Here is a 14,303-nt window from a genome sequence, read left to right as displayed (position 1 = left end):
ACCTGGCATGAAACGTAGTGTGGCTTTTGGTGTCTCGTGTGAAATGGAGTGTGGCTTCTGCCACCCAGCTTGCTCCAAGACGTTGCAACCTCAGGTTGCAACGTCAAGCTTTCTACCTGCAGGTTTTACGTATATATGCAGCTAGAAGGCTTTCAGAACAATCTGTTGCAACCTGAGGTTGCAACAGATTGAGACGTAGATAATACGTATAAAAATGCATCCGCCTGTTATAGACAGATGCATTTTCTTACCCGACACATTTACGTGGGAATATTGTTATTCCTTAGAAGCCTTCATTATGAAAGCAACCAGTCAACCAAACTGATGGACTTTATTCCTTCGTAAGAGGAATCCATGCCCATATTCATTGATAAAACGATTTTTTCATAATTATCCCCGATTTTTTGTAGGGGAGCAAGCTCTCGATAGCGAACATCTTCGCTGACCATCGACTCCGTTACCTGGATATATATTTTGTCATCCGCCTTTGTTGCAATGAAATCGACTTCTGCGTTAGCTATCTTACCAATCGACACATCATAGCCACGGCGGAGCAACTCAAAGTACACGACGTTTTCTAGTGCGTGCCCATTATCCCGATCCCTAAAACCAAGCAAATAGTTCCTCAACCCGATATCCGCGATATAGTACTTACCAAGCGTTCGCAGGTATTCTTTTCCTTTGATATCAAATCGCTTGGTATCGTAAAAGAAATAAGACTCAAGTAGGGCATTCACATAATTTTGAACCGTATGTACACTCGGCTTTCCTTTTTGTCTACTATCTTTAAGCAATCCTTCATTTACCAAAACATTGCCGATCTTAGAAACAGATATATTACTGCCGATGTTATCAGCTAGGAACATAACAATTTTTCTCAACAGAATAGGATCGGTAATATGTTTTTGTCCCCTGCGATTTTCTCTCTCAAGGATATCTCTCATAACTACGGTTGAGTAGATACCCTCTAGCAATACCAACGCTTTTTCCTGATCTAAACCAACATCGGCAATTCCTGGCATACCACCAAGCCTCATATACGTATCAAAGACCTCGCGAAGTCCATACCGCTCCCCACTTTTGTCATATACCCGCTTTTGAGTACCTCCTAATGCACTTTTGCTTTCAATGACTTCAAAGTCATGAAAATACAGAAATTCAGAAAAAGAAAGCGGCAGTACTTTTACTTCCACATACCTGCCAGATAAATAGGTGGCGTATTCCGAAGAGAGCATATATGCATTTGAGCCAGTTACATAGATATCGCAGTTAAAATCAACACGAAAGGAGTTGATCGCATCTTCCCACTTTGAAACGCGCTGAGGCTCATCGAAAAAAAGGTACATTCTTTTATTGTTTACAATGCGGTTTTTAACATAGTCATATAGATCGTCACTACCCATGTTTCTAAAGGCATGCGACTCAAAATTCATTTCAAGAATTTGATCTTCATTGATACCTTTTTTCCGCAGATGATTGGCCATTAATTTAAGAAGTGTGGACTTACCACATCGACGAATACCAGTAACCACTTTTACTGGTTCCGTATCTTGAAAAGCTATTAGCTTATTTAAATAGCGATTCCTTTTTTTGAGCTCATGAGTATCAATCATTCTTCATCCCTCCTTGTCATTCGAGAATAGCATGAATTTGTAATAAACAAAAGTTTTTGCACTTAAGTGCAATTATTTGTTCGCATAACTATTTTTATGCACTTAATAGATATTAAAAAATAAGCTATGCCAACTAAAACTAGGGTATAAAAGGTATATACCAAGGAGAAAATAATTCATCCAGATGAATTTCTAGCACCTACAGTGGTATGTATACATCCTGAAAACACTCGTATAGGTATCTATAAGAATAGAACGTTGTAGTTGTAGAGTTCTTCGATGGTTGAGCTCAGCTAGAGATGGCTGTGCCTTAACGCCAAGAAAGGAAGCATAATATGGCCTTGTACCTGCCTGAACATTATGACCCACATATGAGCGTTCGCGAAACCGAAGACGCAATCAAATATATCCGCGATACTTTTCAGCGCGAGATGGACCGTGAGATGCATCTTTCGCGTGTCTCGGCACCACTTTTTGTCGAGCAGAGCTCGGGCCTCAATGACAACCTTAACGGTACTGAGCGACCCGTTGCCTTTGATTTACCTTGGAAAGCAGACGAGACCATCGAAGTTGTGCACTCTCTCGCAAAATGGAAGCGTATGGCACTGGGTAAATATGGTTACCAGCCTCATGAAGGCATCTATACCAATATGAACGCTATTCGCCGCGACGAGGAGCTAGATAATCTCCATTCCTGCTATGTTGACCAGTGGGATTGGGAGCGTGTCATCACACATGAGGAGCGCACCGCAGAGACCCTGTGTGCAACGGCATCTGAGGTTTTTCACATTATCAAACACATGCAACACGAGGTGTGGTACAAGTACCCCGAAGCGTTCTATCACTTGCCATCTGAGATGCACTTTGTCGACAGCGAAGAACTGCTACAGCGCTACCCCGACCTATCTCCTCGTAAGCGCGAGGATATCATTTGTCGCCAGTATGGCTGCGTGTTTTTGATGCGCATCGGCGAGAAGCTCTCCTCAGGCGAGCCCCATGATGGCCGCGCACCTGACTACGATGATTGGCAACTCAATGGCGACATTCTCTTTTGGTATGAGCCTTTAAAGCGTGCACTCGAGATTTCGAGCATGGGCATCCGTGTTGATGCGGCATCTCTGCGCTCCCAATTGGAAAAAGCAGGCTGCCCTGAGAGAGCAGAACTCCCCTATCACCGCATGGTACTTAATAATGAACTGCCCTACACCATCGGCGGCGGCATAGGACAGTCACGTTTGTGCATGTTGTTGCTGGGCCGTGTGCATGTAGGCGAAGTGCAGGCAAGCATTTGGCCTGACGATATGGTGGCCGCCTGCGAAGCACACAACGTGCATTTGTTGTAAGTATGCACGGCTGTAGATCGTAAGCAAAACGCTTTGCTTATCTTTGTCTTGGTCTACAGCCGTGATATCTCACACATAAATGATTTACAGATTCCAAATATCTTCTTGGTACTGCGCAATGGTACGGTCTGAGGAGAAATAACCTGCTTTACCAATATTCACTAGTGCTTTTTGTGCCCACGCACGTTGATTTTGTGCATCTTTCAATACACGATCTTTAACTTGGCAATAGCTCTCAAAGTCAGGGAAAGTCATAAACCAGTCCTTGCCAATAAGCTCATTGCGCAGGCGTTGCAAATTGTTCTCGTCGCCCTTCTCAAGCATCTCTGGGCCCACAAGGAAGTCGACAGCAGCCTTAATATCCTCATTGCTTTCGTAATAGGTCCGAGGGTTATAGTCGCCACGAGCATAACGAGCAATTACCTCATCTGAACTCTCACCAAAGCAATAGATGTTCTCCTTACCCACGAGCTCAGCAATCTCAACATTAGCGCCATCCATAGTGCCCAGAGTAAGCGCGCCATTGAGCATAAACTTCATATTGCCCGTGCCTGAGGCCTCCTTTGAAGCAAGGCTTATCTGCTCGGAAATATCGGCTGCAGGGATGAGTTTTTCGGCAGCAGTAACGTTGTAGTTTTCAATCATCACTACCTGTAGATACTTATTGGCAATAGGGTCATTTGCTACCACCTCGCCAAAACTCAAAATGGCATGAATGATGTCTTTGGCAATCACGTAGGCAGGTGCTGCCTTGGCGCCAAAAATCATTGTCACCTTGCGGTCAGGCAACTCACCTGCACAGATGCGCTGATACTGCCTAATACCCCACAACAAGTTGAGCTGCTGGCGCTTGTACTCGTGCAAACGCTTGGACTGCACATCAAAAATCGAGTCAGGATCAATTTCGGTTCCTTGGTGCGCACGCATCCATGTAGCAAATCGCTGCTTATTTTCTTTTTTGATAGCAATGAGTTGTTCAAGGAATGCTTCATCCTGTGCATAGGCAAGCAGATCCTCCAACTGGGCCGCATCCTTCTTCCATCCCTCTCCTAGCCTTGATGACACTAATGCGGCAAGACTGGGATTGCATGAAACCATCCAACGGCGGAAGGTAATACCATTTGTTTTGTTGTTGAATTTCTCGGGATAAAGCTTATGGAAAGGCGCAAGTTCAGATTCTTTGAGAATCTTGGTATGAAGTGCGGCAACTCCATTGACCGAGTGTGAAAAATGGATATCGAGGTTTGCCATATGCACGTTATGCCACCCGTCGATAATCCGAACAAAGGGGTCATCAGAGCGTTTGGCAGCCTGTGCATTAAGCTCTTTGATAATAGGTACAAGCTGGGGCACAACTTCTTCTAGATAGTGCAGAGGCCAAGTCTCCAGTGCTTCAGCAAGAATGGTGTGGTTGGTATACGCGCACACATCTTGCACGATACTGATAGCTTCATTCATAGCAAGACCGTGGTCCTGCAGCAAACGAATAAGCTCAGGTATCACCATGGTGGGATGAGTGTCGTTAATCTGAACCGCAGCGTAATCTGCAAGGTCATGCAGGTTGCTACCACGCTCAATGCACTCGTCAAGCATGAGCTGCGCGGCGTTGCTTACCATAAAATACTCTTGGTACACCCGCAATATGCGTCCCGCTTCGTCAGAGTCGTCAGGATAAAGGAAAAGCGTAAGGTTTTTCTCTACCTGTCTCTTATCAAAAACGATACGATTTTTTATCTGACGCTCATCTACGCTATCGATATCAAAAAGACGCAGACGTCCGCACTTAGAATCATAGCCAGTCACATCCATATCGTAGAGCGTAGAGGTCACAGAAAAACTGCCAAATTGCACCGTATAGTGGCGCGCAGACCGGCTCATCCAACTCTCTTGACCCCAGGTAAGCCAAGTATCGGGAGTTTCGTATTGTTTGTTTGCCGAGAAGCTTTGCTTGAAAAGACCACAATGATAAGCAAGACCCACACCATCTGCGGGAAGACCCAAAGTTGCGCAAGAATCCATAAAGCAAGCAGCAAGTCGGCCAAGACCTCCATTACCCAGTGATGGCTCATGCTCAAACTCTTCCAACTCACCAATGCACTTTCCTGCAGCGGCGAGCTCGTTTTTAATATCCTCATACAAGCCAAGATTGATGAGATTGTTGCTTAAAAGCTTTCCGATAAGAAATTCTGCCGAGATATAGTAGAGCTTCTTTTTGCCCTCGTTGTAGCCGCGTTCGGCGCAGGCATCCTTGGTAAGCTTGAGCAATGCATTAAATAGCTCGAGATTAGTGCAAACGTTAAGAGGCTTATCTAAATAAGCTGCAAGTGAATACGTAGACACAAAAAATCCCTTCTCAAGAAGCTCAAAAGTTTTTGAGACAAAACTTCTATGGCTGTCGTATGCCAAACCTACTTTTTGCTAACTGAACTATATGAGCATTGATATACTTTGTTCTTGCACCAATACAGCAAATACTTGTACGATACGAGCATATCTTGTATTTTGCGGAAAGATTGGGCTGGCATGAAGTTTGATGAGTATGCGCAATATCGAGAAACCCAAGTACACGAACAGCCAGGATTTCCTTACAACACCTATCTCTGCACAATTCCCCTAGATTTTGATAGTGTGGCGCCGCATTGGCATGACCAAATGGAAATTATTTATGTCAAAAAGGGACAGGGTTTTGTCTCGCTTGGCTTTGAGCGACATCCTGTATGCGCTGGCTCTATTGTGATAGTGCCGCCAGGCGAGATTCACGCCATAGAAGGAGACGGCAACACGCGTATGGAGTACGAAAATATAATTTTTTCTCTCTCCATCTTGGGCGGCAGCAACGAAGATGTCTGGTTTAAACACAATATCCTAGAGCCACTCCGAACAAATTCCATCAGCTTGCCTTATCCCCTGCCTACGGAAGGAAAGATGTATGCCGAGGTCAAAGCTGCTCTTGACGCATCTGACCGAGCCTGCGAAAAGCGTTTGCCAGGGTATTCTCTGATCGTGAGAAGCAATCTTATCTTGATGCTTCATGCACTTTTTATCTACGGGGATATCCAGCGGCCTGCAAATAAAAAAGCATCATCCACGCACATCAAAAATGTACTCATCTACTTGAGGGAACATTATGACGAACCACTCAGCATTGAAGATGCTGCTAATATAGCGGGCTACAGCAAAGCACATCTCATGCGCAGTTTCAAACAAGAAACGGGGCAAAGCTTTGTGTCGTATCTCACTGACTACCGACTAACAGCCGCTAGCCACCTTCTGCGACGCACCCAGGAGCCCGTCACTGCCATTGCAGCCAGTTGCGGTTTTGAGAGTCTCTCTTACTTTATACGCAAATTCAAGGCACGGTATGGTATTTCTCCTGGCTCTTATCGCAAACAACGAAGTGACGCGGAGGGAGCAACAAGCAAGCTGTCATCTCAACTTGCCCCCGACTCACGAGCGTGATACCGTGAGCGTATATAAAGCTGCAGTCGGGAGATTGCGACCTGCGAGGAGGCGAACCATGGAATATGTCCCATTATGCGAGGACCACGATGCCGCGTTACCGCCGTTGTGCACATGGCAAAGTCCTCGCGCTGAGTTTGCTTAAACATCAAATATGTCCCAGCTGGACGGTTTGATGGGGCTTTCCTGTACACAAGACAGTACGCGACGTGATTCTTTGGGATCTCGCCGCGCGGCTAGCTGGCCTTCGTACGTCGGAGGTGCAGATATTCCTGTACCGCTTTTCCTCGACACGCGAAGGAGGCAGTTATGTCTGCTATCACTACCAAGAAAAACTTTCGTTCTGAACTAGGCCGCGAGGTTGCTTTTGCCGCGCGTCACGATGCGGGGCGCACGCTCACACGACTAATGTCCACACGCAATGGACTCGCAGCAGATATTGCCCAAGCAAAACTTGATCTGCTGGGTACTAATGAACTCACGCCTGCACATGTAGCATCACCTGCACGAAGGCTCTTTGATGCCTTTGTAAGTCCATTTACGTTGATTTTGCTGGCGTTGGCTGCGATTTCTCTCTACACCGAGGTTATTGCTGCAGCGCCCGAATCACGCGACCCTTCCACTGTAATCATCATCGGCATGATGGTGCTGATTTCAGGTGTTTTGGGCTATGTCCAAGAAGCAAAGAGTGACCGTGCGGCAGCAGGTCTACGCACGATGGTCACTTCAACATGCTCAGTCACACGCCGCGATCCCGAAACGGATGAACCACAAACCAGCGAAATCCCTATTGCACAGGTTGCTGTGGGTGATGTAGTAAATCTTGCCGCAGGCGATATCATCCCAGGTGACGCACGTGTTGTGAGCGCCAAAGATCTTTTTGTAGCACAAGCTGCGCTCACTGGCGAGTCCGAACCTGTGGAAAAGACGCCTGAAGCAGTCCACACGCCACGCATGCACTCGGGTCGCCGCCGTCCGCTGACCATTGCTGACTGCAGCAACATTTTGTTTGCGGGTACCACGGTGCAAAGCGGCAGTGCTACGGCAGTAGTTGTTGCAACAGGAGACAACACCTACCTTGGTCGCATGGCTGAGACTCTCGCTGAAACTCCTGCAAAAACAGCCTTTGACCAAGGTATTGAGGATGTCTCACACGTGCTCGTCAGATTCATGGCAGTTATGTGCCCCTTTGTTTTGCTTGTCAACGGGCTAACCAAGGGCGATTGGCCAGCTGCGCTGTTATTTGCGCTGTCAATTGCAGTGGGCATTACACCGCAGATGTTGCCTGTCATTGTTACCACCTGTCTGGCGCGCGGCGCTACCGAAATGAGTCGTCGCGATGTCATCGTCAAGGGTCTAGGCTCTATCCAAAATCTTGGTGCAGCAGATGTACTGTGCTGTGATAAAACAGGGACGCTCACTGAAAACCATGTTATTCTCGAGCGCCACTTGGATGTAACTGGACATGATGACAACGACGTTCTGCGATTTGCCTATCTCAATAGTTCGCTACAAACAGGGCTTGTTAACCTCATCGATCAGGCAGTAATTGATGCTACACGTGAACTTGAGGCGGCTGATCCTCGCCTGTCAGTGCTAGATAGTCGCTACGAAAAAATTGATGAGATTCCTTTTGATTTTGAACGTCGCCGCATGAGCGTGGTGGTACGCGAAAAGGCAACGGGGCTAACCGATATTGTGACAAAAGGCGCTGTTGAAGAGGTGCTGTCTATCTGCAGCTTTGTGCGTTATCACGGCGAGGAGCTACCACTCAGCGGGGATCTAGTACGCAAAGTAGAAGCCGAGGCAACGCATCTAGGCGACGAGGGGTTGCGTGTGATTGCTGTAGCACGACGCTCTCATCAATTGCCAGTGGGTGCGTTTTCGGTAGCGGATGAAAGCAAAATGACTCTTGTTGGCTACCTAGCTTTTTTGGATCCGCCCAAGGCTGGAGCGGCTGAGGCAATCGCACGTCTAGAGGCGAGTGGCGTAGCAGTCAAAGTACTTACTGGCGACGCCGAGCGTGTGGCTGCTGCTGTATGTAAAAAAGTCGGCATTGATGTGCAAGACACACTAACGGGCGCTGATGTTGATGAACTAAGTGATGAGAAGCTAGCTGCACGCGCCGAGAACTGCAGACTTTTTGCCAAACTCTCTCCTCTCCAGAAAGCCCGTGTGGTACGAGTGTTGCGCGAGCAGGGTCACACCGTCGGTTTTTTGGGCGACGGCATCAATGACGCGGCGGCAATGCGTGCAAGCGATGTAGGTATTTCTGTTGATACCGCTGTGGATGTAGCAAAAGAGACAGCAAATATCATTTTGCTCAAGAAAGATCTCATGGTACTCGACCGTGGAATTGAGGAGGGGCGCCGCACCTACGTCAATACCATCAAATACGTAAAGATGACTGCCGCATCGAACTTTGGAAACGTGCTATCCGTAATGGTAGCAAGCGTGGCTTTACCTTTCTTGCCAATGACATCACTTCAGTTGTTGCTGCTGGGTTTGGCTTATACGCTCGCGGCGGCAGCGCTGCCTTGGGATCGTGTAGACGAAGAGCTACTGCAAGCTCCACAGCGTTGGGATGCGGGGTCGATTACCAAATTCATGGTGTGGATTGGGCCTACAAGCTCAGTGTTTGATTTGCTGACCTACGCATTGTTGTTCTGGGTGGTGTGTCCCGCTGTTGCAGGTAGCACTTGGAATATAGCAGCTACGGGAATGTTTGTTGCAGCATTCCAGACTGGTTGGTTTGTTGAGTCGATGTGGAGTCAGACGCTGGTCATGCATGCCCTTCGCACTGAAAAGCTACCTTTCATAGAGAGCCGTGCTTCTTGGTCTCTCTCACTGCTTACAGCCTTGGGTGTACTGCTTGTAACAGTGATGCCCTACGTTCCGACGGTTGCCAAAGCTTTGGGTTTAATACCACTGCCTGCAAGCACACTACCTTTACTCTTAGGTGTAATTGTTGGCTACCTCATACTAGTTGCTTTGGCAAAAAAGCTTTATATCCGCAAGTTTGGCCGCCTGTTATAGCGGCAGATTTAGCCGTCTTGAGCACCAGCACATACATATTTGCAGGCTGAGCCTCCGCCACTATTAAGTGATGGAGGCTCAGACATATTCACTGCAATCTATGCAATCCATCAAAGCAAAACACCCTAGCGCGAAAGCACCAAGGTGTTCTGACCAACCTAACTAACTATATTTACTACATTTGTTCACGCTTGCGATGCAACTCTGACGCAACAATCGCTAGCAAACCTGCAGCAAATAATGCGGCTGTAGCTCCAGCCTCATCCCCTGTCTGTGGAAGCTTCTTGACCACACGCTTGACGATTTTCTTCGTAGATTTTTCTGCCTTGGGTTGCGAAGGCTTTTTAGGTTCAGGAGCCTTGGGAATCTCAGGTGTGTTGGGTTTTGGCTTTTCTGGTATATCAGACTGAGGATTATCTGGTGTATCGGGCTTAGGCTCATCCGGTTTCTTGGTGTTGATTACCGTAAAGCCATGCTCAGCATCACCAGTAATGGCTGTAGCATAATCATCAAGCTCATCTTCTACGACAGTGTAGACAATCAACTCACCATCCTCATACTTTGGTAAGTCGCTGAACTCGCCTTTCCAAGCATTATCTTGGGATAACTCGAGCTTTTGATTGGTAACTTCTCCGTTAGCACACAGGCGAATTGTTACCTTATGAGCAGGATCTCCAACCCACTTCTTCTCGACAGAGATAGAGGTCTTTTCAATTTCGTGAGTGTTGGTGATATTGGCACCAGAAATCTCAGTGGCATAGCCATCTACTGCATCTTCGCTGATGCTGTAGGTGATTTCCTTACCTGTGACGGGGTCATACTTGGGAAGGTTTTTAAACTCCCATTTCCATTGCCCTTCAGGACTTACTTCCATGTGAGTCTTTTCAGTGTTATCAGCAAGCAAGCGAACGATAATCTTTTTGGGGCGCATACCATCACGGTTATTATCATCATCCCAAGTCTTAGAGCCAGCAATGTTGACGGTCTCTTTATTGGTATTGGTGATGGTAAAGCCCTTGACAGCACAGCCGGTAACAGCTGTGGTGTACTTATCCGCATCAACACCAGAAACTTCAGCTTCTGTCACCTTGTAGGCAATCTTAGAGCCATCAGCGTTGTACTTGGGAAGACCATCAAAGGAACCAGACCAACCATTGTCCTCAGATAGGGTGAGAGTCTTGCCACTGTCGTTGCCGTCAGCTAAAAGCTTAACGGTGACAGAGTCACCTTTGGGGCCAATCCAAGTCTTGGTGACGGGGTTATATAAGAAGCAAGATCGGACACCTATTTTTTACATGTCCAAAGATCTCTCTTCTCAGCACCATACAAAACACCTCCGGAGAACCGAAGGTGTTTTGTGGCTTGTACGGTCAGTATGTTGTCGCATGCGATTTTTGAACGCTACTTTTTCTCGAAGAAGAGGTACCCTTCAAACGTTCCATCCATTATCTTGCTTGAATCACATATCAACCTACCTTCGCCCAAGGTCAGTGTTACTGTCACACTAGACTCCGTAAGCTTTGCACCATCGCTATCAATAGTGACAGTAAGGGGAGAGGAATCTCCCCCGAATATAAATTCACCGGTACCATCTTTATTGATCTTCATAGTGGTCTCTGTCATGCTAAGCATGGACAAATCCCCGCTAATGCTTGCGCCGTCTTTGTACATACCCGCCAGCTTCCACGTACCAGCAAGTTGGGAAATGTCAGTAATAGCCTTCCCATCTTTCGGATTAAATTCAGGTGCTATCTTGGCGTTTTTTCCTTTGCCATAAGTCATTCCCATGTCAAGTTCATCTATAGCAACGGTAATAGTGTCGTCCTTATTTACTTTAAAGCTAAAATTTTGCTTTTCTCCTCCATCATCATCTGTTGTGATGGCAGACTTTTCAGGCATTACAACCGCAGCTTCTCCGTCAAGTTTCCACTTACCTGATGTTGATTTATTTTCCATCGTCATGGTAAATTTACCGTCTTTGGTAAAGGTAACGGTAGAATGCAAATCCATGGCAGAAATATCGCCAGCTAGATGCGCTCCCCCCATATCGGCAGCTACAAGATTCCATTCGCCGACAAAGGTATCTTCGTTGATCACTTTCTTTGCGGGTTTTTTTGTTGCTTGGGTTTGGGTAGTGCCACCTGATCCTGCATTCGATCCAGCAGGTGTTTGCGTACCTCCACATGCTGCAAGTGACCATATGAGCGTTACTGCACAAGCTATCGCAGAAAGTCTCATGGATTTTTGTTTCATTGCCCTCACCCTCTCTCTTGCTGCAGTCAGACTATTGCCTCCCGCGCGTCTCATCGCGTTATTCATAATGTACACAAAAGAAAAGAAAACGCAGCTAACAAGCATCGCAAAAAGGGTTAACGGTACTTTCTGGGTACCGATGAGACACTATCGAATATGGTCTATAGAAATCTAAAATTCTGGATAAGGAATGGGGCCCATGATAATACCACCGCCAAGACACCGCTCACCCGCATAGATTGCAGCGCTCTGACCAGGTGCAACGCGTTTTTGGGTTTCGGTATAGTGTGCACAAACCGTCCTATCACTGATATCTATCTGCGCAGACACCAAAGTGCCCGTATGACGCGTGCGCAGTAAATACTCCCCCGCTGCTGGTATCTCTCCGCTGATCCAGCAGACATCATTAAGCTCGATCTCGCGAGTCCAAAGCCCTGGGCACATACGATCAGCTGTCACATAAACAACGTTTTTTTGCACGTCAGTCAACACGACATAGCGAGCAGGCCCTCCACCAAGGTCAAGACCGCGCCTCTGCCCCACAGTGTACAAAAACGCTCCATCATGGTGCCCAAGCACGCGACCCGTCTCCCACTCGATGATGTCGCCCGCGCATCGATCGAGCTCATCCAGCAAAAATGTACGAATTCCTACCGGTCCTACAAAGCAAATTCCATCGGAATCTGGCTTGTTTTCGACACCGAGACCACGCTCGGCGCAGGCAGCGCGCACTTCAGCTTTACTCGCAAAACCACCTATAGGAAACAAGCTCCGTGCCAGCACCTCTTCGCCGACACGCCAGAGGAAGTAGGTCTGATCTTTGTGTTCATCACAAGCGCGGAGCAGCTGAGTATGCCCATCCTGCTTGCGCACACGCGCATAATGGCCTGTAGCAACAAAGTCAGCACCTTCAGCAAATGCACGTTTGGCAAAACTACCAAATTTGACTGTCTGATTGCACATCACGTCAGGATTAGGCGTAAGACCCTGACGGTAACTCTCCACCAAATAATCGACAACCGTACGCTTGTACTCAGCCTCAAAATCCCAGACCTCAAGGTCAACACCAAGTGTTACCGCAATACGCTCGGCATCTGCCAGCTCGTCTGCCCAAGGACAACGAAAACCTGGCAAATCACGCGACCAATTGCGCATGTAGATGGCCTTAACATCATAGCCTTGCTCGACAAGCAGAGCTGTCGCCAACGCAGAATCAACTCCACCAGAGAGGCCAACATATACCTTTGCCTTGCTCATCGAACGCCTCCCATTGAGACAAAAGCAGAATCATTCGCTGCCGCAAGTTCTATCTCAGTAAGACCAAGCCGAGCAAGCTCGGAATGCACAACCTCAATAATTTGCTCAGCTGCATAATCAATATCTGCCTCGCTACTGGTACGCCCCAACGTTAGGCGCAAACTGCCCTGTGCTACTGCCGCGGGTACGCCAATTGCCTGTAGTACATGCGATTGACGCATCTTACTTGCAGCGCAGGCACTACCTGTACCCACATAAACGCCGCGACGCTCAAGCGCTATCACAAGACGGCGAGCATCCAATAGCGGAAAAGATATATGCAACAAACTGGGCAAACGCTTCTTGGCATTGCGAGGACCCGACACCCGAGCCCAAGGAAATTCACTCACCAGTCTGCGCTGCAAACGGTCTCGCAAATGCTGCAGGCGCTGCGCCTCATCAGCTCGACAAGCAACGGCAAGCTCTAATGCCGTGGCAAAGCCTACCGCTCCGGCAACATTTTCGGTACCAGAACGCACACCCGATTCTTGTCCACCACCCAAAACCAGGGGTCGCAAAGGTACGCCTTCAGCTGCCCAGAGCAGACCGACCTGCTTGGGACCATAGACTTTAGCTGCAGACATCGTCATCAAGTCACAACCCAATGAGGATACATTTGTAGAAAGATAGCCTGCAGCCTGAGAAGCATCTGTATGCAACCAGAGAGGACGCAATTCACCTGCAGCAAGACGTCGCTCGCGCTCAGCAGCAACAACACGTGCCACCTCGCGAATTGGCTGAATACTGCCAATCTCACCATTTGCAAGCTCAATTGAGACAAGTTCAGTCTCCGAACAAATCGCTGCGGCCAACGCATCCATATCAACGCGACCATCGCTGCATACACCAACTACATCACAAGGATGAGTGGCAGCACAACTCAGCACGCTCTCATGCTCAATCGCATCTACAACAACGCGAGCTTTGGGGTCAGCAACCACGACAAACGCAAGATTATTGGCCTCGGTAGCTCCTGCTGTCACAGTTACACAGCCAGGACGTGCACCAATAAGATGTGCGATACGAGTACGTGCATCCTCATAAGCTGCACGAGCATTGCGTGCTGGTACATAAGGAGCTGAAGGATTGTAAAAGCATTCTGAGAAGTAAGGAAGCATAGCGCGAGTAGCTTCATCTGCCATGGGAGTTGCCGCAGCAAAATCCAAATAGACTTCGCGAGCCGCTACATCTGTCTTACTCAAAACCGCTCCCCACCGCTCGTTTGTCCCTCAAAGGCGATTTTCTCCGCCAAAAGACCTATGCGAGCAAAGCATAATCGGGTAGGAGGCGCGCCGTTAGCCAG

General features: G+C 47.8%; 9 protein-coding genes. 3 read left to right on the top strand and 6 right to left on the bottom strand.

Annotation, left to right across the window (positions count from 1 at the left end; genetic code table 11):
• Positions 1-296: 296 nt before the first annotated feature.
• Positions 297-1,613 (bottom strand): ATP-binding protein, encoded by a 1,317-nt coding sequence (locus tag HMPREF9069_RS04255; protein WP_021625930.1) that lies wholly within the window; start codon positions 1,611-1,613, stop codon positions 297-299.
• Positions 1,614-1,948: 335 nt separating this feature from the next.
• Here HMPREF9069_RS04255 and asnA point away from each other — a divergent pair, with 335 nt between their 5' ends.
• Complete coding sequence (gene asnA, locus HMPREF9069_RS04250) at positions 1,949-2,956, top strand: aspartate--ammonia ligase (protein ID WP_021625929.1); 1,008 nt, start codon at positions 1,949-1,951, stop codon at positions 2,954-2,956.
• An 84-nt stretch (positions 2,957-3,040) separates the two neighbouring features.
• On the opposite strand, the gene HMPREF9069_RS04245 is transcribed toward asnA, so the two are convergent.
• Entirely contained in the window at positions 3,041-5,296 is a 2,256-nt protein-coding gene (locus tag HMPREF9069_RS04245; protein ID WP_035438465.1) for a glycogen/starch/alpha-glucan phosphorylase, read from the bottom strand.
• A 183-nt stretch (positions 5,297-5,479) separates the two neighbouring features.
• On the opposite strand from HMPREF9069_RS04245, the gene HMPREF9069_RS04240 reads away from it, so the two are divergent.
• Complete coding sequence (locus HMPREF9069_RS04240) at positions 5,480-6,415, top strand: AraC family transcriptional regulator (protein ID WP_021625927.1); 936 nt, start codon at positions 5,480-5,482, stop codon at positions 6,413-6,415.
• 309 nt (positions 6,416-6,724) lie between these two features.
• On the top strand, positions 6,725-9,451 hold the full coding sequence (mgtA, locus tag HMPREF9069_RS04235) for a magnesium-translocating P-type ATPase (RefSeq protein ID WP_021625926.1): 2,727 nt from the start codon (positions 6,725-6,727) through the stop codon (positions 9,449-9,451).
• A 175-nt stretch (positions 9,452-9,626) separates the two neighbouring features.
• Here mgtA and HMPREF9069_RS04230 read toward each other — a convergent pair whose 3' ends face one another.
• From HMPREF9069_RS04230 to HMPREF9069_RS04215, 4 genes are all read right to left on the bottom strand, one after another.
• On the bottom strand, positions 9,627-10,739 hold the full coding sequence (locus HMPREF9069_RS04230; RefSeq protein ID WP_286127400.1) for a Cna B-type domain-containing protein: 1,113 nt from the start codon (positions 10,737-10,739) through the stop codon (positions 9,627-9,629).
• 113 nt (positions 10,740-10,852) lie between these two features.
• A complete protein-coding gene (locus HMPREF9069_RS04225; protein ID WP_035438463.1) occupies positions 10,853-11,704 on the bottom strand; it encodes a hypothetical protein in 852 nt (283 codons plus the stop codon).
• A 171-nt stretch (positions 11,705-11,875) separates the two neighbouring features.
• Entirely contained in the window at positions 11,876-12,961 is a 1,086-nt protein-coding gene (gene mnmA / locus HMPREF9069_RS04220; protein ID WP_021625923.1) for a tRNA 2-thiouridine(34) synthase MnmA, read from the bottom strand.
• Entirely contained in the window at positions 12,958-14,202 is a 1,245-nt protein-coding gene (locus tag HMPREF9069_RS04215; protein WP_021625922.1) for a cysteine desulfurase family protein, read from the bottom strand. Before HMPREF9069_RS04215 ends, mnmA begins: the two co-directional genes overlap by 4 nt.
• Positions 14,203-14,303 lie beyond the last annotated feature (101 nt).

This window comes from Atopobium sp. oral taxon 810 str. F0209 (assembly GCF_000466405.1).
In the GTDB taxonomy this organism is placed as follows: domain Bacteria; phylum Actinomycetota; class Coriobacteriia; order Coriobacteriales; family Atopobiaceae; genus Olegusella.
This window is presented reverse-complemented; position numbering and strand designations above follow the sequence as displayed.

Coding starts and splice junctions, on each gene's coding strand:
- mnmA (WP_021625923.1), bottom strand. CDS start 12,961: ATGAGCAAGGCAAAGGTATATGTTGGCCTCTCTGGTGGAGTTGATTCT.
- HMPREF9069_RS04255 (WP_021625930.1), bottom strand. CDS start 1,613: ATGATTGATACTCATGAGCTCAAAAAAAGGAATCGCTATTTAAATAAG.
- mgtA (WP_021625926.1), top strand. CDS start 6,725: ATGTCTGCTATCACTACCAAGAAAAACTTTCGTTCTGAACTAGGCCGC.
- asnA (WP_021625929.1), top strand. CDS start 1,949: ATGGCCTTGTACCTGCCTGAACATTATGACCCACATATGAGCGTTCGC.
- HMPREF9069_RS04225 (WP_035438463.1), bottom strand. CDS start 11,704: ATGAAACAAAAATCCATGAGACTTTCTGCGATAGCTTGTGCAGTAACG.
- HMPREF9069_RS04240 (WP_021625927.1), top strand. CDS start 5,480: ATGAAGTTTGATGAGTATGCGCAATATCGAGAAACCCAAGTACACGAA.